Below are 22,604 nucleotides of genomic sequence, written 5' to 3' on the forward strand. Positions count from 1 at the left end.
GATTACCTGATTACCTGATTACCTGATTACCTGATTACCTGATTACCTGATTACCTGATTACCCCTTTAGGGGGGGGGTGTGAAGTTGTTGATAACTATTGTCAAAAATAGATAGATTACGTTTGTTGTGTTCTTGTTGAAATTTTGTGTACGGCTTTGAATTCACAGTCTGACAATATTGAAATAGATGTCCTTTATATGAACTTTATTTATTTCATGATATCGATTTATATTTCACCGTTGACATAAGTAATTGTTTTTAATGTGTTTATAAAAAAATTTATACAAATCAAAATGTATTTGATGTGCATCAAACGAGTCGTTAATTTGTTCGTCAAGCAAAAGCGGAATGCGGTTTTCTGCACAGACGACAAGGATGTATGTAGTTGTGAAGTTGAGGTGTAGCGGGAACTACCCCTGATGCGGTGTGCTGCTTTTGCTTATTTAAATAAACCTGAAGAGGCACAGTTTATTATTGGCATGACTTCTCATCGGCTTAATGAGAGACGAGCGCCAACAGTTGCTGTGCAGTATATCGCGGCATCACTTAATATCGTGACTCCAGCATGATTGGAGTGATGCAGTACAACACACGTTAATGTAGGTATAAACGAATGAAAGCTAATAAAATTTTGGTTGCTATGGGTGTTGGTTCCATGCTGCTGTGCGGCTCCGCTTTTGCTGCTGGTGGTGCCGGTTCCGGTAAAGTCACTTTTAACGGTGAAATCATCAACGCCCCTTGCTCTGTAGCCCCTGAGTCTGTTGACCAGGTAGTTGAAATGGGCCAGATCAGCACCAAAGAGCTGGCCAACGGTGGTGAGTCCAGCTCCAAGCCGTTCAGCATCAAGCTGCTGAACTGTGAAATTTCTGACAAGGAAGATGCCGTCAAGGTGACCTTCAGTGGTGCCAAAGACCCGGTAGACTCCAGCCTGCTGGTGATCGGTGGTGGTGACGCCGCGGGTGCCGGTATCAAGATGACTGCTCCGGGCGGTGCTCCGATCGTACTGGGTACCCCGACTGCCGCCTTCGGCCTGGTCAACGGTGACAACGAGTTGCCCTTTAGCGCCGTGCTGAAAGGCTATGCAAGCCAAGACACCAACCCGCTGAAAGCCGGTGCTTTCACTGCAGTGACCAACTTTACTCTCTCCTACGAGTAATAGAGTGCCTTAACGTGTGACAAGGGTTGTGGTGGTGCGAGCCACCACAACTTCACACATTCTGTTTCCTCACATCGAACCCTAATCATGAAAACTTCAATGATGGCGGCCATGGTGCTGCAGCTGGTGATGATGGCGGGATCAGTCCACGCCAACGAACTAACGGATGGACTAGCCGAATCGGGCTGTACGCTGGAGGTGCTGCGCAGCATTCCACTGCAGGCTCAGCAACCGGGCACGTTGAAAATCAGCGGTTGTCAGGTTGACGGAGCGACGGTGGCATCACTGCCTTTTATTTCCATGTCCGTGCGTGGTGCCATGAGCGATGAGCTGGGCATTCTCAATAACGGTCAATATCACAAGGTATCCGGTGAGCGCTTTATTGTCTCGGATATCGTCAACAGTGATCTGGAATTCAATTTGGGGCTCATCAGCAGTCAGCTGTTTTTTCCGGACAGTACGACGCTGTTAGAACTCAATTATATGTAAGCAAACCAATTGCTTAGTGTAGATACCTCATTACGTGAGACCTTTATGCAATTCCTAGAGTGAAAATATGAGCGTTTCAACATCAGACTCTGTGAGAAAAAAACATTATTCAAAAATGGCTTTTATGCTATGCGTACCCGGCCTGATGGCGGTGGCAAATCACGCATGGGCAGAAACGGAGTTTAATATTGATGCGCTCGATCTGGATGAGCGGACCAAGATCGACCTCTCCCAGTTTGCCGACGAAGGCTACATCCTGCCCGGCGACTACTACCTCGAGATCGAGGTCAACAAGAACAAGCTGCCCCTGCAGAAAATCCCTTTCTACGAGAGCGATACTGGCAAGGGAAAGGGTGGGGTAGCCTGCCTGCCGCAAGATGTGATCCCCAAGCTGGCGCTGACCGACGAGGCCATCGCCAAGATCGATACCTGGCACGATGGCCAGTGTGCCAACCTGTTGGCGCTGGACGGCGTAGTGATCTCGAACGATATCGGTAACGGCTTGCTGCGCATTGCCATCCCTCAGGCGTGGATGAAGTATAGCGATCCCAACTGGATTCCGCCCGAGCAATGGGATGAAGGGATCCCGGGGATGATGCTGGATTACAACATTAACGCCCAGGTCAACGAAGGCGATGGTTACTCCAATCACAACATCAGCAGCTATGGTACGCTGGGGTTCAACTACGGCGCCTGGCGTTTGCGGGGTGACTATCAGGCCAGCTCTTACTGGGGTGATAATGAGCGGACGTCGACCGAGCTGAACCGTATCTATGCCTATCGTCCGCTGCCGAACATGGCCGCCCAGCTGACAGTGGGTGAGCAGCAGCTCAACTCCCAGTTAATCGATGGTTTCCGCTATACCGGCGTCAACCTGGCCAATGACGAGCGCATGCTGCCGCCTAGTCTGCAGGGTTATGCGCCGGAAGTGAGCGGTATTGCCAAGACCAACGCCAAGGTCACCATCTCCCAGGCCGGCCGGATCATCTATGAAACCAACGTGCCGGCGGGCCCGTTTCGCATCCAGGGGCTGGACAGCTCGGTGCGTGGCCGCCTTGATGTACGGGTAGAGGAGCAAGATGGCAGTGTCAATTCGTTCCAGGTAGACACGGCAACCGTTCCCTACCTGACTCGCCCTGGCTATGTCCGATACAACCTGGCGGTTGGTGCACCTTCCGAACAGACGGATTCGGTGCACGATGTGCACGGCCCTGCCTTTGTGACCGGTGATTTCTCCTGGGGGGTGGCGAACTCCTGGTCACTATACGGCGGCAGCCTGATTGCGGGTGAATACAACTCCATGGGATTGGGTATTGGTCGTGATCTCTATGCCTTCGGTGCTGTTTCTGCCGACCTGACCCAGTCCATCGCCAAGTTGCCGGGCCTGTCGACCAAGATTGGCCAGTCGGTACGGGTGAACTACGCCAAGCAGTTTGATGAATACAACAGCTCGATCACCTTCGCGGGTTATCGCTTCTCCCAACATGACTTCATGACCATGTCGCAGTTCCTCAATAACAAGGATCGGTTGGAGAACAACACTACGACCTCGAGCGATGATTACAACACCTGGGGTGACAAGGAGCTCTACACCATCACCGCCAACAAGACCTTCTGGGCGGAGGATGCAGCCAAGGCGCTGACGGTTTATCTGGACTACACCCACAGAACCTACTGGGATCACGAGGCAGAGGATCGCTACGGCCTCACTATCAACAAGAATGTGAACATCGGCAGCTTCAAGGATGTTTCCGTCTATGTGTCGGCCTACAAGACCAAGACCGAGAACTACGAGGATGACAAGAGCGTCATGTTGACCCTCAGCGTGCCAATAGGGGACAGAAAGAGCGCGGGATACAGCGTGCAGTCCTCCAACGGCAAGGTGACTCACCTGGCCACCTATCAGGACTACAGTCGACCGGATGATACCTATCAGCTGGGGGCGGGCGTGCAGAGCAATGGCCACGCCGTGGCGCGGGGTTACTACAACCACAACAGCGACATCGGAGCGGTCAGCCTCAATGCCTACAGCGTGCAGAGCGAATACACCTCGGTTGGTGCCAGCCTGCGCGGCGGTCTGACGGCGACCCAGCACGGTGCAGCCCTGCACCAGGCGACACGTCGTGGCGGTACCCGCATGATGGTGGATACCGACAATACCTCCGGCGTCTCTTTCAACAATGGCCGCGCCGTGACCAACCGCTTTGGCGTCGCGGTGATCAGCGACATGACCGACTATCGCAAGAGCGACACCCGGGTCGATGTGGATCAGCTGAGCGACGACATCGATGCGATGAACGCCATCAAGCAGGGGACCCTGACCGAGGGCGCAATTGGGTATAATGCCTTCGAAATTGCCGAAGGGTTCAAGCTGCTGGCCAGTGTCAGATTACCCGATGGCTCAGTGCCGCCGTTTGGTGCCACCGTCGTCAAGGATTCCGGCCGTGTGCTCTCGGTGGTGGATGAAGATGGCCTGGTCTATCTGACCGGGGTGAAACCGAATGAAGCGTTTGAACTCTCCTGGGGCGGGGCCCGCCAGTGCAAGATAGTGGCGCCGCAACAAGTAACCGATCTGTCGATGAAGACTCTCACTTGCAAGTAATGGGATACCGATGAAAAAGCTGCTCTCTTATATCTGTCTGGCTGCGCTTGGCATGACCTCACTCAACGTCAGTGCCGCCATTGTGCTGGATCGTACTCGTGCCGTTTATCCGGGCGGCGCAAAGTCCATCAGCCTCAACATCAAGAACGAGAACCAGAAGCTGCCCTACCTGGCGCAGGCCTGGATTGAAGATGCCCAAGGCCAGAAGATCTCTTCTCCCTTCGTGGTGCTGCCGCCGGTACAGCGGGTGGATGCCAACCAGAAGTCCATCGTGCGCATCGCCAGTGTGCCGGCCATCGATAGCTTGCCCAAGGATCGCGAGTCCATCTACTACTTCAACCTGCGCGAGATCCCGCCCAAGAGCGAGAAGAGCAACGTGATGCAGATTGCCGTGCAGTCCAAGATCAAGCTGTTCTACCGCCCCGAGGCTATTCTGCCGGAGCGTGGAGCCGTCTGGCAGGATCAGGTGCTGATCACCAAGCAGGGCAAAGCTCTGAAGGTCAACAACCCGACCCCTTACTACATCACCTACGTGGGCCTCGGCCATCCGAAGGGCAAGGAGCGGACCACTATCAAGGGTTTCTCCGCCTTTATGGTTGCCCCCAAGTCAGAGCTGACGGTCACTATCCCGGAAACCCTGGGCAACGAATTTGTGATCAGCTATGTCAATGACTACGGCGGATATATGGATATCAAATACCAGTGCACAGGCAATGCCTGTAAAGCCGTGAAGGAAAAGTAAACCTATGTTGCGGATCATCACCTGTAGTAGTTTTATGTTATTTGCCAGCGCTGCGCTGGCAAATGGTTATGTTGTTCCATATTCAACTCATGACTATTATATCGATCTGAAAAAGGCAGATATCAAAAACGAAGTGGGATTTGTCACGAATGCATTCACTTGGGATTTAGGGCAGAATTATGGCGGTACTGTAACCTGCCCATCACAAAGTATTTATAATGCCCCATTTTACTACAAGGCTATCATGAGTAATGGCCTAACTCCTTCAAGTGATGGCTATGTAAAATTGAACGACTTTCTCGACATGAAAGTTGAAATATGGATTGATGGCCGCCGCAGAGAGTATGTTCGCGCTCCTTTCAACAATGAAAGCAACTTCAATACATCTAATAATTGTAGGCAGGGACAGCAGGTCCAAGAGAATAATTTCAGAAGTGGTAGTAAAGGCAGAATCTATTTTCGGGTGAAAAAGCAGATTATCAATGGTGTTCAAATTTCTGATCGCCAAGTAGTGGAAATGTTTGGTCGAATGGGCAATACCGTTAGTGACTTCAATAACATTCCAATGTCACGTATTACAATTACTTCGGCAATATTATATGTGCCAGAGGAATGTGTCATTAATGGTGGGCAAACAATAGAAGTGGAATTCGGTGACATGCCTGGCTCCGGGCTTGATGGTAATAACTTTGAGAAAACAGTGCCACTGACCTTCCAATGCAAGGGGGGCGCGTTTGAAGGTGATGCATTGAAAATAAACCTTGGTATCTCAGGACGACCAGCCTCATTCAGCCAGGATTATTTGAGAACAACCAGTGACAGCTATACGGGTAACAAGGTTATTCCCGATTTGGGAATAAAATTCAAGCAACTGGATGGTTCTCCGTTGCAGTTAAACAAATTCTATCCGGTTTCCATGCAGGGCAATATCGGTGATTGGGGCTTTATCGCTGCACCGGTAACCCCGACAGGTGCAGATATTCCGGCGGGTGATTTCTATGCGACAGCCACCATCGTTGCCGAGTTCCAGTGAGGAGTTGTCATATGTTGCGGACATTGTGGTTAGGTTTGGCGCTTTGCCCGGTGCTGGCCGTGACGGCGGCCCCTCGTGCTGGCGATGATCTGGAGTTGCTGGGCAATACAGTCAATCTCCATGGCCGGATCATCGACCAACCCTGTGTGGTTTCCCCTGAATCCCTTGATCAGGAGGTCGCGATGGGGGTAGTTGATGTGAAGGAACTCTATGCCAACGGAGTTGCGGAGCTAGTGCCGTTCTCCATTCGTCTGACCAATTGCAAGCCGGGTATTTTCCGCATGGCCAAGGTGACCTTTACTGGCTCGCAGGATCCCGAACTAAGCGGCGGATTGGCATTCACGGCTGGGATTGCCAGGGGGGCAGGCATCCGCCTGTATGACGTGGCTCAATCACCTCTGAATTTGGGTAGTGCCTCCCGCGGCTATCTGCTAGGTGGTGCGGCAGATAATGAGCTTCAATTTTTTGCCAGGGTTGAAGGACATCCTGCTGCATTGACCGCCAAAAACATCCAGCCTGGCGACTATTCTGCCGTCGCCAATTTCATCGTTGCTTATGAATAAACTCAGAAGTCATTGCGCTGGATGACTTTTGTATTGCCATGGCTGGGCCAGGTGATGACGCCACCTAGATAACTGGAAAGGTAAATACCTCCAGGCAATTGAATGAACTTGGCTTTTTGTTTGGGGGGAGTTAGCGCCGCGACCAGAGTGGCGACCATAGCGTTATTGGTCAGCGCCTGCTGGTCAATGAAATTGACAATGGTATTTTTTATCTCGACCGAAATATCGCCATTATCCCGCTCCAGATCTCCAACAGAATCCAGATTGAACAGCGTCTTTCCCTGATTGTCAGTGGCTATCACGGTGGCCACTACAATTTCTCTGTTCATGGTCACAATATATTTACTCTTTCTGGTCATTTCTACCCAGTTGTCTGGTGCCTGACAATCTCTGTGATATCTGACAGTGGTTTCTTGATTATTGTAATAGTTGTTGGAAACATTATTTCCCTGCTGGTTCATGGTTGTGATAACGCATTGAACTTCTTCGGCCACCGGGTGACCGCTACGCAACAGGAAGATATTTTCGGATAATTTCCTGCTGCTATTGTTGATGGAAAAATAGCTGATGGCTTCTTTTCCAACCAGAATTGAAATCTGCTCATCAGCTTTACGTGAAACAGGTTTTATCAAGGGCGTCAGTGAATCTATTTTCACATTCAGTGCTTTTTCCGTCTCGCTGGTCATATAGAGAGAAATCTGACCTAAATTGATAGTGCGTAGTGTATTTGCTGTTGCATAGTTATAAATGACGAGGGCTAGTGAAGTCAGCGAGACCAGCAACAATGCAAACAGCAAAATACGCTTTGGGCTGAAATATCGGTCATATTTGCGGCGAGTATATTGCCGCCTGGCTTGAGGTGCAGGGGAAGGCGTCGGCGCTTGAATTTCTTCCGCTGGTGCTGGCTCTTCACTTTCCCCAGCGAGCTCAATCGGAGCACAAAACATATAGCCAACCCGTGGAATGGTATCGATCGCATCCATTAAGCCGAAGGATTCCAGTTTTCTTCTCAACGAGAGTATCTGCCGGTTCAAATTGGTATCGGTATTGTCCTGATTTGGCCACAAGGCATCCTGCAGTTTGCTTCTTGGAATGACAGTGCCTGCCTCATCACACAGCATTTCGAGTAGCTCGGCTTCCTTGTTGCTGAGCTTGATGTCCTTGTCCCCTTTCGAGAGTCGGAATATTGCAGCGGAGAAAAAGATATCCTCTGCAATTTTATAAATTTTGTTACTCATGTGTGACTCGCCTTACTGCCAAGGAGTGCATTTTACCACCATGCAGCCTTTGTTCAAATAATGATAAATCGTCAATTTCCTTTATTATCATATGGTTAGCATTTCCTACTAAATGCATGGTGGAGGGTATGGTACTACAGCCAATTAATTTGGTTCAAAAAATATGCAAAAAAAGGCCGTTTATGTAATCGTTCTCACTTATTCAGACTGAGGAGGAGGATTTTGATACCACCAGCATTTTATTTTGAGCCATATGTGTATTTGGATGGCTCCGTGGTGTCAGTTTTTGTCGCATGAATAATTATTGCGACCTAATAATATTCTGAAATTGTTTTCGCTGTGGTTTGAGATTGCCGCCAAGATCGGGCCAAGGGAGCCAGTGGTCGGGCACCATAAAGCCGGGCAGGGTGCTGCGGATCCAGGCGGCCAGTTCGGAGTCGGGAATCGGTTCGCCGTGCCAGTCGATAAAGGCGGCGGGGCGTTGCCCCCACTCGTCGCTCGGTACCGGCACCACCAGCGCCTGGGCGACAGCGGGATGATCTACCAGTCGCTGCTCGATGGTTTCGGGCTGGATGTTTTCGCCACCCGAGATGAAGAGGTTATCGAGCCGTCCCTCTACCAGCAGCTCCCCTGCCGCAGTGAACCTCCCCTTGTCGCGAGTATGAAACCAGCCTTCGTCATCGAGCGGCAGTTCCAGCTCGCCATCTCGGTAGTAACCGGCAAACAGGGTGGCGCCGCGCACGCAGATCTCCTGCTCCCTGATGCACACTTCCCGTCCCGGTAGCGGTTTGCCAACTACGCCTGTATCGCCGGGTATAGCGGTGCAGACCTGACTGCCCATCTCGGAGAGACCATAACTCACCTTGGGTTCGAGCCCCATGGCGCAGAGGCGGCTCACCAGCGGTTGCGGGATGGCGGCACCGCCGAGCAGCAACTCGCGCAGGCGGGTACGGGCGGGATCAAAACCCTCTGCCAGCAGGCGCCAGAGCTGGGTTGGCACCAACGAGAGGTGAGTGATGGGCTGGCACTCCAGCCGCTCCTTGAGGGAGCGTTCACGTTGATCCAGCACCAACGTGGCGCCCGCCAGAAAGACCCGAAACAGGATGGCGTAGCCGCCCACATGGAACAGCGGCAGGGAGAGTAGCCAGCCGCAGGCCTCATCGAGGGGAATGAGGGTGGCAGAGCCGCGTGCCGAGGCAAGGTGGTTGCAGAGCCGGTGCACCACCGCTTTCGGCGTGCCGCTGGAGCCGGAGGTGAGGATCATATTGTTGAGTTGGGTCGATTCCAGCGGCCACGCTTCCTCTCTTGCTGGCAGTTCGCGCGTGAAGTCGATCGGCAAGGGCTGCCAGTTGCCTGCCGGGATCTCCCCTGCCGACCAGAAGGCATCGGCATCGAGTTGTAACGCCAGCTCGCGCTGCTTTTCGAGAGGAAAGGCTGGATTGAGCGGGCAGAACACCACGCCGCTGCGCACGCAGGCCCACGCCAGCAGCACATCTTCCAGCGCACCACGCACCACCGCTGTCAGATGATCGCCACGATGCACTCCGGCTTGTTCCAGCTGTTGGCACAGGCTGTTGAGGCGGGCATCGAGTTGGCGGTAACTGAGAGGCGAGGCGGTGTGGATGGCAATGCGGTTCGGGGCTGAGATTGCCCGGTGGCGTACCGGGCAAGGTGTCTGTGCGGGTGAACGGGAGGGGTCAATCACGGTAATACAGTTGCTCCAGTCGACTCAGATCCGGTTTGCCATCTTCCCCCAGCAGATTGCCCGCCATCCAGCGGCGGGTATCCAGCCCCGGAGCCTGTTCAGGAGCCCATTCGCCCGCCAGATGAAAGAGCTGGTTCAGGCCCAGATCCGATTCGAAGCAGGAGGAGATGATCACCTTGAGCCGCAGTTCGCGGGCGCGGGCGATCAGCGCTTCGCAGTTGGCGAGTGAACCGAGCAGGGTAGGCTTGAGCACCAGCGCGCGCAGTTGCGGGATCGGCTCCCACGGCTTGCCCTGCGCCAGCAGCTCGTCCAGCGCCACCGGCATGCCGGTGCGGTTGGCGACAAAGGCGATGTCGGCAAAGTCGGCGCAGGGGTCTTCCAGATACTCGATGCGATTCGGGTCGAGGTGGCCGCAGAAGGTCCACGCCTCCTCGCGGGTCCAGCCCTGGTTGGCATCCAGCACCAGCTTGAGGGAGGGAAGGCGGTCGCACAGCAGGCGGATCAGCGCCAGCTCGTCACGCATCGGGTAGCGCGCCACCTTCAGCTTGGCCTTGCCGGGCGTGCGGTGGAGCCACTCTTTCCAGTTGCGCAGCAGCTCCTGGGGGGAGCCTTGAATGAGGGGATAGGGCTCCGGCAGCGGGTTGCGCTGCTCGGGCCATGTCCGGCGCGCGCAGTCGAGGCCAAATTGCACCGACGGCAGCACGGGGTTCGGGGTGTCGCCGGCGGCCAGTGCTGCCAGCGTGGCGAGGGCTTCTGCCTCTGCCTGTTGCAGGCTCTCTTTCGAGAAGCCGGGCAGGGGGGCAATTTCCCCCCAGCCGTCGTTGATGCGCACCAACAGCCCCTCTCGCGCCACCTCCACCTTGCCGTGAAAGGTCAGTGGCTGGGTAAAAGGCAGTTGATAGCGATACAGGGCTAGTGTCATCAGGGGTTCCGCTTGTATTTGGAGAAGTCGGGGCGACGCTTTTCGTTGAAGGCGTTGCGGCCTTCCTGACCCTCTTCGGTCATGTAGAACAGCATGGTGGCATTGCCCGCCAGCTCCTGCAAGCCCGCCTGACCATCACAGTCAGCGTTGAGCGCCGCTTTCAGGCAACGCAGCGCCATCGGGCTGTTTTGCAGCATTTCGCGGCACCAGCGCACGGTTTCACGCTCCAGATCCGCCAGCGGCACAACGGTGTTGACCAGACCCATGTCGAGGGCTTGCTGGGCATCGTACATGCGGCAGAGGAACCAGATTTCGCGGGCCTTCTTCTGGCCGACAATGCGAGCCATGTAGGAAGCACCCCAACCGCCATCGAAGGAGCCCACTTTCGGGCCGGTCTGGCCAAACTGGGCGTTGTCGGCGGCGATGGTCAGGTCACACATCATGTGCAGCACGTGGCCGCCACCGACCGCGTAACCGGCCACCATGGCAACCACAGGTTTCGGGCAGGTGCGGATGTCGCGCTGGAAGTCGAGCACGTTGAGGTGGTGAGTCCCCTCGTCATCGCGGTATCCACCGTAGTCGCCACGGATCTTCTGGTCACCGCCAGCGCAGAAGGCTTTCTCGCCAAAACCGGTCAGGATGATAGTGCCGATCTGATCGTCATAACGGGCATCGGCCAGCGCCTGCAGCATCTCTTTGACTGTGCGGGGGCGGAAGGCGTTGCGCACCTGGGGACGGTTGATGGTGATCTTGGCAATGCCATCGTTGGACTTGTGATAGAGGATGTCCTCGTAACCGGCGGAGCAATCCTGCCATTCAACAGGTGCATACAGTTCAGCTTCCGTCATTGCTTCAATCATGACTCGTCTCTTCTTGTTGGTTGACCCACTCCGCGAGGAGTCGGGCAAAGTTATCAGGCTGATGGGCGTGCAGATTATGGCCGCCATCCAGCACCAAGTGGTTGATTCTGCGATTTTGGTTCGCCAGCTGGCAAGCCAGCTGATGGAATTTGTGATCCCGCTTGCCACTCACATAAGTAACCGGCAGCGGGCATGCCATGAGCCAGGGGGCGAGATCCGGCTGCTTGCCTAGCGAGGTGGCGCGTAGCATGGTGGCGATGCCCTGACCGTCGTTGCCAAGGCGGCGGGCGATCTGGCTGGCCCGGGCCGCATCATCGAGATCGGCAAACACCCCTTGCCGGTACCAATCTGCCAGCACGTCAGCCAGGGGCTCACGCTCGAAGCGCTGCGCCCACTGTTCATCGTGCTGGATGCGGGCGGCCCGCTCACTGGTCGGTAACCCCGGGTTGCAGTTCTCCAGCAGCAGCCCCCGCAGCCCGGCGGGCTTGTGGTTGGCGTGATAGAGGGCCAGTCGCCCCCCCAGCGAATAACCCGCCAGCAGATAGCGTTCAATGTTGCGGCTTGCCAGCTCGGCGACCAGCCACTGGTGGCTCTGCTCAAAGTCGCTGACGGTGAGAGCGCTATGCTGGCCGTGACCCGGCAGATCGAGGGCGATGCAGCGGATGGCGGGCAGCCGGTCGATCACCGGTTGCCAGTCGCCGCCATCCCCCAGCAGGCCGTGCAGCAGCACCAGCGGCACATTGGCATCTTTATTTGCCACGGATGGCGGCCCCCAGCACCTTGAGATCATCGGCCACCTGCTCGCTCGGTACCCGGATCTCGATCAAGGTAACGCCATGTTGGAGGGCGGCGCGGTAATCGTGCTCGAACTCGGACAGGGTGGTCGGCGCCCGATAGGCGAGGCCAAACATGGCGGCAGCATGTTCAAAACTGAGGCCGTGGGGCAGCCGGTAGTAGCTCTCCAGCAGCTCCCCTTCGGTGGGCACCGGCAACATACGGAAGATGCTGCCGCCATCGTTGTTGAGCAGGATCACCACCAGCGGTCGGCTCGCCTTGCTGAGCAGGGCGAGGCTATTGAGATCGTGCAGGGCGCTGAGATCCCCAAGCAGCAGGGTGGTGGGCTCATCACTGTCCTGCTCGATCGATTGGGCAAACCCGTAGGCGGTGGCGAGCAGGCCATCGATGCCGGAGGCGCCACGGTTGGTCATCACCCGGCTCGGCCCCTTGCCCGTTTCGCCTAGCATGTCCATCAGTCGGGCCGGCATGCTGTTGCCGACAAACAGTTGCCCTTCGATAAGGGAATTGAGTCGATGGCAGACCCCGAGTTCGGAGAAGTGCTCGCAGGCAGCGGTGATCTGCTGGCTGGCGTTGTGTTGCAGCTCGGCCAGCCGGTGCCAGGGAGCCTGCGCTGTGGTGACCGGATGGGCCGCAGCAAAGGTGCTGGCACTGCAGAGCAGCCGGTTGCGCAGCCGGTAGTCGGGATCGAGCCGCGCCGGTTGCGGATCCACCAGCCAGTAATCCTGCCATGAATGGTGTTTGATGAACTGGCCAAGCCGCTTGGAGACAAGCCGCGCACCAAATTGCAGCAGCACCTCGGCGCGGCCCAGCTCGGCGATGAATTCAGGGTCGTTGAGCGCCATATCCATGTGGATGAGGTTGCGGCTGTCGAAGCGGATCTGGCTCTGCAGATCTGCCAGCAGCGGCCAGCCGAGTTGCTCCGCCAGCGCGGCGGCGGCCTGTGCCTGCTTCGGGTCGGTAATGCGGCCAGCTACAACGATGCCGCGCTGTTGGCGAAAGGTTTCCCACTCCGCCTGAGGTGGGCAGGTCGGCTCGTTTTGCTGCCACGGGCTCCAGGGCTTGTGTGAGCCGAGCCAGTCACCGAGGGGGGCCAGATAGTCGGAGAAATCCTGATAGTGCTCGCCCGGGTAGAGGGGCTCGGGGTACATGCAGTTGAAGTGCACCACTCCGGGAGTGAGCGCCTGTTTGGCCAAGGCTTGGTCCACCGAGCTCAGCACAAACGCCGCCGGAATGGTCGGGGTGGGGCTCGGCAGGTTCTGCTGATAGACGGGGTAGCGGCCGAAGATCCCCTGCTGGTCGATCGCCTGATTGGCGCCGTTGTCGATAAGCTCGTGAGGGCGATCGGCGGAGAGAATAATCAGCGGCACGCCGGTGAGCTGGGCCTCTGCCACGGCGGGCCAGAGGTTGGCTACCGCGGTGCCCGACGTCATGATCACCGCCACCGGCCGGTTGCTCCCCTTGGCCAGCCCCAGCGCCATAAAGCCGAGACCGCGCTCGTCAAAGTGCAGGTGACGACGAAAGCCCTGATGGGCCGCGGCGGCCATGGTCAGCGGCGCGGAGCGGGAGCCGGGGGCCAGCGCGATGTCGCGCACCCCGAGGCGAAAGAGCTCCTCCAGCAAGAGGGAGGACCAGACGTGGTTGAAGGTGGCGTGCTGGCTCGAAAACGGTGTGCAGGCAAACTCTTCGCTGGCAGGCTCTTTACGGGTGGGCATAGGGGCTCTCGTAGCGTGAAAAGGGTGAATGACTATCCCAGCAGGGAGAGCACATTGGCGATCTTGTTGTCGAGTTCGGCCCACTCGGCGACAGGCTCGGAACCGGCGACAATGCCGGCACCGGCAAACAGGGTGACGTTGCCCGGCTGAATGCGGGCACTGCGAATAGCGACCGAGAACTCGGACGTCTCCCGACTCAGCATGCCGCAGGCTCCGGCGTACCAGCCCCGATCGTAGGGCTCGAACTCGCGGATAAAGGCGAGCGCTGCCTCGCGCGGGGCGCCGCCCACCGCCGGCGTCGGGTGGAGGGCGTCGAGCAACTGCCAGTCGCAGACCCCGGGCTTGAGCTCGGCTTCGATATCGCACTTGAGGTGTTGCAGCAGCCGCAGTTTGAGAATGCGCGGCTCGGTCAGGGTGGCATCGTGGGTCAGTGGTGCCAGACGGCTCAGGATGTCGGCGTGTACCAGTCGGTTCTCCAGCCGGTTCTTGCTGTCGGCCAGCAGTTCGGCGGCCAGTTGGGCATCGACCTCTTCATCGCCGGAGCGGCGAATGGTGCCCGCCAGCGCCTCGGTAAAGAGGTGGCGATCTTCCCGGCGGTAGAGCCGCTCGGGGGAGCAGGCGATAAAGGCCTGCTCGGGGGAGAATTGAAAACCGAAGTGGAAACAGTCCTGGGCGTGGCGGGCCCACTGGTTGAGCATGGCCCAGGGATTGATATCCGCATCGTGGTTCGGACTGGTCAGCACGCTCTCCCGCGACAGCACCACCTTGGGGGTGTGCGCCTGAAAATCGGGGGCAGTGACGCGCTCTACCAAGGTCTGCCACTGGGCGGGGCCGGGGCAATCCTGTCGCTGCCAGGGCTGCTTTTGCAGGGCGGGCAGCGGGGCTTCCGGGCGCAGGGCATCGAGGGCGGCTTCTGCCGCCTGCAGTTCGGCCTCGAGATTGTCGTCATCCAGCCAGAGGTTGAGGCAGAGGCTGACGCATTCACCACGGCGCACCAGCTCGATACGGGGCAGCACGAAACGGCAGGGGCCAAACCCTTGCCAGCCGGATTGGGCCGGATCGAACGCCAGCCCGCCATAGTAGCGAGGGCTGTCGTCATGATGCTGGTTGGCTGTATTAGTGCACACCTGCTTGATGGCGTGCGGTTCGGTCAGTTCATGGATGGCGCCCAGCGCGACATACTCGGGACGAGCCTCTCCACGGGCCTGCCAGTAGATGCGGGGATAGAGGGTTTGCGCCGCGAGCCAGCCCAGAAAGGAGCGGATTTCGATCGCCACTCGCAACCGTACGAAGCCGCTGACGTTGCTGTGACGCAGGGCGTCCAGTTGTTGCTTGATATGGGTCTGAGCCAACATGGATTCTTGTCTGAGCCGGGTAGTAACGAGCGATCCGGTAGCTGGATGCCGTAGGTTTATGCCAAAGGGCGATGATTTCCTATATATTATCTGCCCATTCGTCCATGTAAATCGCCCGCGGGAGCTTCACTCTCCGGGGCCAAGTATACCCAAATCCGGTTCGATAACCCTTAACACGATCAATATCCGATTGTTTGGCCATCACAAAATGACAAATACCTTCTCTGTTTGGTTGCTGGCGGCGCGTTTGCGAACATTGCCGCTCGCCTGCTCTTCCATCCTACTGGGCTCGGGGCTGGCTGCCAGTCGTGGTGCCTTCGATGGCACCATCATGGCGCTCTCGCTGCTGACCGCCATCCTGCTGCAGATCCTCTCCAATCTGGCCAACGATTACGGCGATGCGGTCTCCGGCGCCGACAACGGCGAGCGGATCGGCCCGCAGCGGGCGGTGGTCTCCGGTCTTATCACCAAAAAGCAGATGTGCGTGGCGATGGGGCTGACTGCGCTGGCGGCGGTGGCCAGTGGCCTGCTGCTGCTGGGCTGTGCCTTCGGCGGCCAGTGGCTGCAGATTTTGGCATTTGTGGTGCTGGGTGGCGCGGCCATTGTTGCGGCGGTGACCTACACCGTGGGCAAGACCCCTTACGGCTATCGCGGGTTTGGCGATATTTCGGTGTTCCTCTTCTTCGGCCTGCTCGGGGTGCTCGGCTCCTACTACCTCTTCACCAAGACGCTGGAGTGGGATCTGCTATTGCCCGCCACCGCCTGTGGCCTGCTGGCCACCGCCGTGCTCAATATCAACAATGTGCGCGACATCGAGACCGACGCCGCCAGCGGCAAGATCACCCTGGCGGTGCGCCTTGGCCGCAACCGCGCCATCGCCTATCACTGGGTGTTGCTGGGGGCGGCGCTGCTGGCAACCATCGCCTTTATCCTGATCCAGCCCGCCAGTTTCTGGCCGTGGATCTTCCTGCCCGCCATGAAGCCTCTCAGCGATGCGGCCCGCACCTTGCGCGAAAGTTACGATGGCGAGGTGCTGACCGGCGCCCTCAAGAAGACCGCCATCAGCGCCTTTCTGTTCAGCCTGCTGCTCTCCATCGGGTTGGCGCTCTCCTGACAGCTGGTCGCAGCTCGCCAAGGCGAACAATAAAAAGGGCTCCCGAGATGGGAGCCCTTTTTGATCGTTATCGAGGCAGCTCAGCTGGCCTTGGCCAGCGCCGGAGTCCGGCGGGAGAAGAGCAGGGTATCCAGCAGCCAGATGGCGACCAGCGAGGCGCCCACCAGCGGGAAGGCAATGCCCAGCAGGATCAGCAGGGCGATGGCACCGCGCATCGGCGGGAGTTTGGTAGGCAGCGGCGGTGCGGCGAGACGGCCCTGCGGACGGCGGCACCACCAGATCCACAGACCGCTCACGGCGCTGGCCAGCACCATCAGGCAGATAAGCAGCATGGCGAGCTGGTGGGGCCAGCCGTAGAGCTTGCCCATGTGCAGCATGACGCCACTCTCCACCGTTTTGGCGACCGGGCCGTAATCCTGCCAGCGCACATCGGCCAGCACCTTGCCACTGTATTGATCGATATGCAGGGTGGCATCGTTGCGCGGATCATCGGCAAAGATCGCGATGGTATAGACACCGGTGGCGCCGACCGGCGGGGTAATGCTGTAACCCGGTTGGACTCCCCGCTCATGGGCGATCTCGACCACCCGTTGCAGCGGGATCCGCTGGCTGGCCATCACCACTCCCTCGTGCTCGCCGTGGTTCATGGCGCCGTGATCGTGCCCCTCATCGACCGGCTGCGAGCTGGGCATAGGGGTGTTCTCCACCGCCCAGGGGACGGTCTGCTCGTGGGCCTGATTGAGGCTGCGAGCCAGCGGTGCCGATTTGGGCACCTCGTTCCACATGGCGGCGGGGAAGCGGTTCCAGACCGCGGCAAACTGATCGCCCCAGAAACCGGTCCAGGTCATGCCGCTCAACAGCAATAGCAGCAGGAAACCGGCTCCCCAGAAGCCGACCACGGCGTGCAGATCCCGCCACCAGAGGCGGCCACGCTGGTTCACTCTGGGCCAGAGGATGCCGCCCATCCCGGGCCCCTTGCGTGGCCACCAGAGGTAGAGACCGCTCAGCAGCAGTACCAGCCCCCAGCCTGCGGCCAGTTCGATCAGCCGATCCCCCGTGGTGCCGAGCAGCAGGTCGGCGTGCAGGGAGCGGGCTACCGCTTGCAGATTCCACTTGTTATCCATTGTGCCGAGCAGGGCGCCGCTGGCGGGATCTATAAACAGAGTCAGCTCGCGATCCCCCTGATTGACGATGAACTGGGCGCTGGCATCCGGGCTGGCTGGCGGCAGGTATTTGCGCAGGCTGGCGTCTGGCATGGTCATCATCGCCTTGGCCAGCAGCTGGTCGGCACTCAGGGTCTGGCTGGCTGGGGTGACCTTCATCAGCTCGGGGTACATCAGGTTGTCGAGCTGGGGTTTGAACAGATAGACGATCCCGGTCAGTGACAGCAGGATCAGGAAAGGGGCGACAAAGAGACCGGCGTAGAAGTGCCAGCGCCAGATCCGTTGGTAATGACTCGAGTCCCTGTTGTTCATTGCACATCCTTGTTGGGGTGCCAAACCTTTCGGCTGGTGGAATGTTTGTGGCGGCGCGGATAATAGCAGTAACGTTTCGTTAACTGCAATCACACATCTTGAGACCGATTCAGTGCGGGATGTGGGTAACATGAGGTGCCGACGGTTTGCTGGATAGGATGAGCACGCTTTGGGGAAAGCCTGTTTGCTGCTGGACTTTTCCTTATAAATTATTACCTTGTGGTAACAATTTGCAGGCGATGGTGGTGGTAACGGAATGGGAGCAGTCATGCAGCCACATGGGCAATTCGACATGGAGCGCAGGGGCCAGATGCTGATCTGCCGCCCGAGTGGCCCTTTCAATCTGGCAGGTGCCATGGCCTATGAGGCGCGTTTTCGTCACGAACTGGCCGGATTGATGGATGGCCCCTGGGGGATTGTCGAGGTCGCGACCGAGTTTGAAGCGGCCGGGCCCGAGGTGCTGGCCCGTTTTCGTCGCCAGTTTGGCTGGTGTGCCGAGAGTGGCTGTCAGTTTCTGGCGGTGGTCTTCGTGGGGGGCTTCAAGCGCTATCTGGCGGATAACATCTTCAAGGGATTGCCCTTTCGGGCGGTACGTTACTTCGAGCAAGAGGCAGCGGCCATCCAGTGGCTGGGAGAGCAGCTCAACACCGCTCCCTGTGAACCTGCGAGCGCTTGACGACCCCGCATTCTGGTTGGCTCGGGTTTACTCCAGCTTGATAAACCACTTGTCCCGTTCGTCAACGCAGTCGGGCTCACCCATTTCGAATTCGCGGCAGATCAGTGGCCGTACCTCGTAGATACGGCACATCATGGTGTTGCGGTCGAGCGCCGCGCACCAGCCATCGTCCAGCCGGCGCATGACCGGTATCTCGCCATCCCGTTCCAGTACATAACGGTCCGGCACGCCGGTATCGGTAAAGAGCATCACTTCGAGGCGGCAGCAGCAGGCTTCGCAGTTCTGGCAGCTCACATCGGTCTGGATTGCTTGGGTCATTGTGCCTGTCTTGCCGCATGGCGGCATCGGAGATATGAAACAGGCGCCTGTCAGGCGCCTGTGGTCTGGCTAACGGCTTGCAAAGAACCTTAGCCCAGTTTGCGGGCGCGGTAGCTGCGACCCTTGATCTTGCCTTCCTGCAACCGCTTGAGGGCGGCGCTCGCCACGCTGCGCTTCACGGCGACGTAGGAGTACTGCTCGGAGATCTGGATCTTGCCCACGTCGGCGCCGGCAATGCCGCCTTCACCAGTCAGGGCACCCAGAATGTCACCGGCCCGCACCTTGGTCTTGCGGCCTGCATCGATGGAGAGGGTCACCATCTGCGGGGCGATCGGCTTGATGTCGCGGCCGATGCTTCCGAGATCACCCAGCGGCATCGGGGCCTGCTGGTACTCTTCGATAAAGTTTACGCGCTGAGCTTCGTTCGGTTGATAGAGGCTCAGGGCCAGACCCTGCTGGCCGGCACGACCGGTACGGCCGATGCGATGCACGTGCACTTCCGGATCATAGGTCAGCTCGTAGTTGATGACGGCGCCCAGCTCCTTGATGTCGAGGCCGCGGGCCGCCACATCGGTGGCCACCAGAATGGTGGCGCTGCCGTTGGCAAAGCGCACCAGCACCTGATCCCGCTCGCGCTGCTCCAGATCGCCGTTCAGCGCCAGCGCCGAGAAGCCCTTGGCGGCCAGATGGTCGGCCACGTCGTTACAGGCGCGCTTGGTGTTGCAGAACACCACGCAGGAGCTGGGCTGGTAGTGGCTCAGCAACCAGGTGAGGGCGTCGAGGCGCTGACCGGCAGGCACTTCGTAAAGCTTCTGTTCGATGGCGCTCCCCTCGTGCAGGGACTCCACGCTCACCTCGACCGGATTGCGCTGCACGCCGCGGCTCATCTGGGCGATCCCTTCCGGATAGGTGGCGGAGAAGAGCAGGGTCTGGCGCTGCTGGGGGGCATAGCTGATGACCCGGTTGATATCTTCGCCAAAGCCCATGTCCAGCATGCGATCCGCTTCATCCAGCACCAGCGTCTTGAGGCCGGATAGCTCCAGCGTGCCTTGCTCCAGATGCTTGAGAATACGACCCGGGGTGCCGACGGCGATGTGGGCACCAAAGCTCAGGGTGGCGGACTGCGGTGCGGTCGGGGTGCCGCCGCACAGGGTGACCAGCTTGACGTTGGGCAGGGCGCGCGCCAGACGACGGATCTCCTGAGCCACCTGATCCGCCAGTTCGCGGGTCGGGCAGAGCACCAGCGCCTGCACTTCGAGGCGGTTGACGTTGAGCTTGGCCAGCAGGCCGAGGCCGAAGGCGGCGGTCTTGCCGCTGCCGGTTTTTGCCTTGGCGATCAGGTCTTTGCCATCGAGCACCAGGGGCAGACTCTGGGCCTGGATCGGGGTCATCTGCAGGTAACCCAGGCTGGTGAGGTTCTCTTGCAGGGCGGGGGAGAGATTGAGGCTGCTAAATTCGCTGTTGTTCACAAAAGGACTCTATTTCGGAGAAAACGGGGATGCGCGAGCGCTAAGGCCGCGCATCATACCAGAATGTGGCACCGGATGTGGCGGATTTTTGAACGGCTGGTCACGAGGGGGCCATGAAAGGTTCATTTGTTGCCAAACCGATCGCGGGCGAGCACTGACAATGTAATAAGGACTATTTTTCAAACACACATCTAATTATTTATCGCGGATAAACGTTTTCTATTTTCAGTGTTTTAATATAATGGCTGGAAAATATTCCACGAGTAGTTATTGCGCCATAGGGAATGTTGCGAAAATGCTGATGAAATATTTTCAAAGAACATAAAACGGCGCCAACCTTACTCAATATGATGTTTTTAAAGGAATTTATATTTTCAATGTTGCGCGATTAATATCAGTTCATTGCACAATTAATTTAAAAACGTTTGTATTATCCTGCCTCCATAATATTGCGCGGGATTGTGATGGCTATCTGATTTTTAAATGTGCAAATGTCTATGATGGCGCCGGTCAAAAATTACAATTTACTCAGGTGCTACAGGTATGGAATACGTTCACTTTGTGCTCGGACTGGTGATGGTCCTCGCTCTCTCTCTGCTGGCTAACCGCCACAACTGGAAACAGATCAAGCTGCGTTATATCGGCCAACTGCTGGTGGTCGAACTGGCGCTGGCCTGGTTCATGCTGAACTCGGAAGTGGGTCTGGCGGTGGTGGGGGGCTTTGCCGCCGGCTTCACCAAGTTGATGGAGTTTGCCAAACAGGGTACCGACTTCGTGTTCGGTGGTCTGGTCAACGAAGGGGCCTTCTCCTTCTTCCTGATGGTGCTGATGCCCATTGTATTCATCTCCGTGCTGATCGGTATTCTGCAGTACATCCGTCTGTTGCCGCTGGTGATCCGCGGTATCGGTACCGTGCTGGCCAAGATCAACGGCATGGGCAAGCTGGAGTCTTTCAACGCCATCAGCTCGATGATCGTCGGCCAGTCCGAGAACTTCATCGCCCTCAAGAACATCCTGCCGCACCTGAACGAGAAGCAGATGTACACCCTGGCGGCGACGGCCATGTCTACCGTCTCCATGTCCATCGTCGGTGCCTACATGCAGCTGATCGAGCCGCGCTACGTGGTTGCCGCGCTGGTGCTCAACATGTTCAGTACCTTCGTCGTGCTGTCGCTGATCAACCCCTACGAGCCGGATAACTCCGTGACCGACATCAAGGCCATTGCCGAAGGTGACGAGCACCACACGCCGAAGAAAGAGAACTTCTTCGAGATGCTGGGCGAGTACATCATGGCTGGTTTCACCGTTGCCGTTATCGTGGGTGCCATGCTGGTGGGCTTCATCGCCCTGATCGCCCTCATCAACTACCTGTTCGAGATGGCATTTGGCGTGAACTTCCAGTTCGTCATGGGCTACCTCTTCTACCCGATCGCCTGGATCCTGGGTATCCCGAGTGGTGAAGCGCTGCAAGCGGGCTCCATCATGGCGACCAAGCTGGTGACCAACGAGTTTGTGGCGATGATGGATCTGGGCAAAGTGGCTGCCGAGCTCTCTCCGCGCACCGTCGGCATCCTCTCCATCTTCATGGTCTCTTTCGCCAACTTCAGCTCCATCGGCATCATCGCCGGTGCGGTAAAAGCGCTGAACGAAGAGAAGGGCAACATGGTTTCCCGCTTCGGTCTGAAGCTGGTCTACGGTTCTACCCTGGTCAGCCTGCTCTCTGCTGTTATCGCAGGCATCATGATCTGATCCTCTAGTGGTTCGCACCACTGCTTGGGCCCCTGACCTCGTCAGGGGCTTTTTCGTTTCTGGCCTACAGGCGCCAGCCGCACCACCAGCCGGCGACCAGCAGGGTGAGAGTGCAAAAGCCGGTTTCGATGGCACCGCCGCTGCGCAGCGGCCAGCCCGGCAGGCGGTAACGGCGCTTGATGGGCCAGAAGAGCGGAATGCCCGCCGGGGTGAGCCAGTCCCCCAGCAGATGGCTGAGGTAGCCGACGATCAGGGCATCCTTGACCCCCATGGGCAGGGTGTCCGGCGGCAGGCTCTGGTTCAGCCCCCAGATAGCGGCGGCGACCGCCAGCAGACTGTGGGTGAAGCCGCGATGGCCGAACAGCCGCGACAGAGGTTTCGAGATCCACGGCAGTCGTTGCCCCAGCACCGATTTGGGGTGGTCGAGGTCGGGCAACAGGGCGCTGGCCAGCGCGGCAGGGATGGTCTGCCACAGGCTGGAATCGGCCAGCGCCGGAGTGAGCTGCAGTTTATGGGCGATCAGGGTGCAGGTAACGGAGAAGAGCAGGTGCCCTTGGGCGGTCATGATGATTACGGCGTGGACAAGATGGCGGCGCATCTTACCAGCCTGACGGTTGTGGTCAGCTC

General features: G+C 57.8%; 20 protein-coding genes. 9 read left to right on the plus strand and 11 right to left on the minus strand.

The window, feature by feature from the left end; genetic code table 11:
* Positions 1-614: 614 nt before the first annotated feature.
* From LRL22_RS14070 to LRL22_RS14095, 6 genes are all read left to right on the plus strand, one after another.
* Positions 615-1,157, plus strand: a complete 543-nt coding sequence (locus LRL22_RS14070; protein ID WP_005354944.1) for a fimbrial protein — start codon at positions 615-617, stop codon at positions 1,155-1,157.
* 99 nt (positions 1,158-1,256) lie between these two features.
* Positions 1,257-1,646 (plus strand): hypothetical protein, encoded by a 390-nt coding sequence (locus LRL22_RS14075; protein ID WP_005354943.1) that lies wholly within the window; start codon positions 1,257-1,259, stop codon positions 1,644-1,646.
* 67 nt (positions 1,647-1,713) lie between these two features.
* Entirely contained in the window at positions 1,714-4,248 is a 2,535-nt protein-coding gene (locus tag LRL22_RS14080) for a fimbria/pilus outer membrane usher protein (protein ID WP_336296650.1), read from the plus strand.
* Between the two features lie 10 nt (positions 4,249-4,258).
* Positions 4,259-4,990: a fimbrial biogenesis chaperone gene (locus tag LRL22_RS14085; RefSeq protein WP_270905634.1), complete on the plus strand. Its 732-nt coding sequence runs from the start codon at positions 4,259-4,261 to the stop codon at positions 4,988-4,990.
* A gap of 4 nt (positions 4,991-4,994) precedes the next feature.
* Positions 4,995-6,023, plus strand: coding sequence for a fimbrial protein (locus LRL22_RS14090; RefSeq protein WP_265062038.1), 1,029 nt, complete (start codon positions 4,995-4,997; stop codon positions 6,021-6,023).
* A gap of 11 nt (positions 6,024-6,034) precedes the next feature.
* Positions 6,035-6,586 (plus strand): fimbrial protein, encoded by a 552-nt coding sequence (locus LRL22_RS14095; RefSeq protein WP_270905635.1) that lies wholly within the window; start codon positions 6,035-6,037, stop codon positions 6,584-6,586.
* A 2-nt stretch (positions 6,587-6,588) separates the two neighbouring features.
* Here the strand turns inward: LRL22_RS14095 and LRL22_RS14100 are convergent, their stop codons facing one another.
* The 7 genes from LRL22_RS14100 to LRL22_RS14130 all read right to left on the minus strand — a co-directional run bounded on the left by LRL22_RS14100 (position 6,589) and on the right by LRL22_RS14130 (position 15,176).
* A complete protein-coding gene (locus tag LRL22_RS14100) occupies positions 6,589-7,824 on the minus strand; it encodes a winged helix-turn-helix domain-containing protein (RefSeq protein ID WP_270905636.1) in 1,236 nt (411 codons plus the stop codon).
* Positions 7,825-8,125: 301 nt separating this feature from the next.
* Positions 8,126-9,529, minus strand: a complete 1,404-nt coding sequence (gene menE / locus LRL22_RS14105) for an o-succinylbenzoate--CoA ligase (protein ID WP_270905637.1) — start codon at positions 9,527-9,529, stop codon at positions 8,126-8,128.
* The gene (menC, locus tag LRL22_RS14110; protein ID WP_005335937.1) at positions 9,522-10,451 is read right to left on the minus strand and encodes an o-succinylbenzoate synthase; all 930 of its coding nucleotides are present in this window, start codon (positions 10,449-10,451) and stop codon (positions 9,522-9,524) included. Before menC ends, menE begins: the two co-directional genes overlap by 8 nt.
* Positions 10,451-11,311, minus strand: coding sequence for a 1,4-dihydroxy-2-naphthoyl-CoA synthase (gene menB / locus LRL22_RS14115; RefSeq protein ID WP_042081860.1), 861 nt, complete (start codon positions 11,309-11,311; stop codon positions 10,451-10,453). Before menB ends, menC begins: the two co-directional genes overlap by 1 nt.
* On the minus strand, positions 11,304-12,101 hold the full coding sequence (menH, locus tag LRL22_RS14120; protein WP_270905638.1) for a 2-succinyl-6-hydroxy-2,4-cyclohexadiene-1-carboxylate synthase: 798 nt from the start codon (positions 12,099-12,101) through the stop codon (positions 11,304-11,306). Before menH ends, menB begins: the two co-directional genes overlap by 8 nt.
* Entirely contained in the window at positions 12,061-13,821 is a 1,761-nt protein-coding gene (gene menD / locus LRL22_RS14125) for a 2-succinyl-5-enolpyruvyl-6-hydroxy-3-cyclohexene-1-carboxylic-acid synthase (protein WP_270905639.1), read from the minus strand. The genes menH and menD overlap by 41 nt, the downstream gene beginning before the upstream one ends.
* 32 nt (positions 13,822-13,853) lie before the next feature.
* The gene (locus tag LRL22_RS14130) at positions 13,854-15,176 is read right to left on the minus strand and encodes an isochorismate synthase (protein ID WP_270905640.1); all 1,323 of its coding nucleotides are present in this window, start codon (positions 15,174-15,176) and stop codon (positions 13,854-13,856) included.
* 208 nt (positions 15,177-15,384) lie between these two features.
* Between LRL22_RS14130 and LRL22_RS14135 the strand changes: the two genes are divergently transcribed.
* Positions 15,385-16,290, plus strand: a complete 906-nt coding sequence (locus LRL22_RS14135; protein ID WP_026034945.1) for a 1,4-dihydroxy-2-naphthoate polyprenyltransferase — start codon at positions 15,385-15,387, stop codon at positions 16,288-16,290.
* A gap of 80 nt (positions 16,291-16,370) precedes the next feature.
* Here the strand turns inward: LRL22_RS14135 and LRL22_RS14140 are convergent, their stop codons facing one another.
* Positions 16,371-17,765, minus strand: a complete 1,395-nt coding sequence (locus tag LRL22_RS14140) for a PepSY-associated TM helix domain-containing protein (RefSeq protein WP_270905641.1) — start codon at positions 17,763-17,765, stop codon at positions 16,371-16,373.
* A 268-nt stretch (positions 17,766-18,033) separates the two neighbouring features.
* Here LRL22_RS14140 and LRL22_RS14145 point away from each other — a divergent pair, with 268 nt between their 5' ends.
* A complete protein-coding gene (locus LRL22_RS14145; protein ID WP_005335923.1) occupies positions 18,034-18,441 on the plus strand; it encodes a hypothetical protein in 408 nt (135 codons plus the stop codon).
* Positions 18,442-18,468: 27 nt separating this feature from the next.
* On the opposite strand, the gene LRL22_RS14150 is transcribed toward LRL22_RS14145, so the two are convergent.
* Both LRL22_RS14150 and dbpA read right to left on the minus strand, forming a co-directional pair.
* Complete coding sequence (locus LRL22_RS14150) at positions 18,469-18,759, minus strand: YkgJ family cysteine cluster protein (protein WP_005335921.1); 291 nt, start codon at positions 18,757-18,759, stop codon at positions 18,469-18,471.
* Positions 18,760-18,848: 89 nt separating this feature from the next.
* On the minus strand, positions 18,849-20,228 hold the full coding sequence (dbpA, locus tag LRL22_RS14155; RefSeq protein ID WP_199427731.1) for an ATP-dependent RNA helicase DbpA: 1,380 nt from the start codon (positions 20,226-20,228) through the stop codon (positions 18,849-18,851).
* A gap of 543 nt (positions 20,229-20,771) precedes the next feature.
* Between dbpA and LRL22_RS14160 the strand changes: the two genes are divergently transcribed.
* Positions 20,772-21,977, plus strand: a complete 1,206-nt coding sequence (locus LRL22_RS14160) for a NupC/NupG family nucleoside CNT transporter (protein ID WP_005363118.1) — start codon at positions 20,772-20,774, stop codon at positions 21,975-21,977.
* Positions 21,978-22,041: 64 nt separating this feature from the next.
* On the opposite strand, the gene LRL22_RS14165 is transcribed toward LRL22_RS14160, so the two are convergent.
* On the minus strand, positions 22,042-22,542 hold the full coding sequence (locus LRL22_RS14165) for a metal-dependent hydrolase (RefSeq protein WP_179903956.1): 501 nt from the start codon (positions 22,540-22,542) through the stop codon (positions 22,042-22,044).
* Positions 22,543-22,604 lie beyond the last annotated feature (62 nt).

The sequence above is a fragment of the Aeromonas sp. PI_26 genome (assembly GCF_027854445.1).
GTDB lineage: Bacteria > Pseudomonadota > Gammaproteobacteria > Enterobacterales > Aeromonadaceae > Aeromonas > Aeromonas veronii.

Bases quoted from the DNA above. Each gene is read 5' to 3' on its own strand.
- LRL22_RS14100 (WP_270905636.1), bottom strand. From the start codon at position 7,824: ATGAGTAACAAAATTTATAAAATTGCAGAGGATATCTTTTTCTCCGCT.
- LRL22_RS14145 (WP_005335923.1), top strand. From the start codon at position 18,034: ATGCAGCCACATGGGCAATTCGACATGGAGCGCAGGGGCCAGATGCTG.
- LRL22_RS14150 (WP_005335921.1), bottom strand. From the start codon at position 18,759: ATGACCCAAGCAATCCAGACCGATGTGAGCTGCCAGAACTGCGAAGCC.
- LRL22_RS14165 (WP_179903956.1), bottom strand. From the start codon at position 22,542: ATGACCGCCCAAGGGCACCTGCTCTTCTCCGTTACCTGCACCCTGATC.
- LRL22_RS14130 (WP_270905640.1), bottom strand. From the start codon at position 15,176: ATGTTGGCTCAGACCCATATCAAGCAACAACTGGACGCCCTGCGTCAC.
- LRL22_RS14080 (WP_336296650.1), top strand. From the start codon at position 1,714: ATGAGCGTTTCAACATCAGACTCTGTGAGAAAAAAACATTATTCAAAA.
- LRL22_RS14070 (WP_005354944.1), top strand. From the start codon at position 615: ATGAAAGCTAATAAAATTTTGGTTGCTATGGGTGTTGGTTCCATGCTG.
- LRL22_RS14160 (WP_005363118.1), top strand. From the start codon at position 20,772: ATGGAATACGTTCACTTTGTGCTCGGACTGGTGATGGTCCTCGCTCTC.
- LRL22_RS14140 (WP_270905641.1), bottom strand. From the start codon at position 17,765: ATGAACAACAGGGACTCGAGTCATTACCAACGGATCTGGCGCTGGCAC.
- menB (WP_042081860.1), bottom strand. From the start codon at position 11,311: ATGATTGAAGCAATGACGGAAGCTGAACTGTATGCACCTGTTGAATGG.
- menC (WP_005335937.1), bottom strand. From the start codon at position 10,451: ATGACACTAGCCCTGTATCGCTATCAACTGCCTTTTACCCAGCCACTG.
- menD (WP_270905639.1), bottom strand. From the start codon at position 13,821: ATGCCCACCCGTAAAGAGCCTGCCAGCGAAGAGTTTGCCTGCACACCG.
- LRL22_RS14075 (WP_005354943.1), top strand. From the start codon at position 1,257: ATGATGGCGGCCATGGTGCTGCAGCTGGTGATGATGGCGGGATCAGTC.
- LRL22_RS14085 (WP_270905634.1), top strand. From the start codon at position 4,259: ATGAAAAAGCTGCTCTCTTATATCTGTCTGGCTGCGCTTGGCATGACC.
- LRL22_RS14090 (WP_265062038.1), top strand. From the start codon at position 4,995: ATGTTGCGGATCATCACCTGTAGTAGTTTTATGTTATTTGCCAGCGCT.
- LRL22_RS14135 (WP_026034945.1), top strand. From the start codon at position 15,385: ATGACAAATACCTTCTCTGTTTGGTTGCTGGCGGCGCGTTTGCGAACA.
- LRL22_RS14095 (WP_270905635.1), top strand. From the start codon at position 6,035: ATGTTGCGGACATTGTGGTTAGGTTTGGCGCTTTGCCCGGTGCTGGCC.
- menH (WP_270905638.1), bottom strand. From the start codon at position 12,101: ATGATCTCAAGGTGCTGGGGGCCGCCATCCGTGGCAAATAAAGATGCC.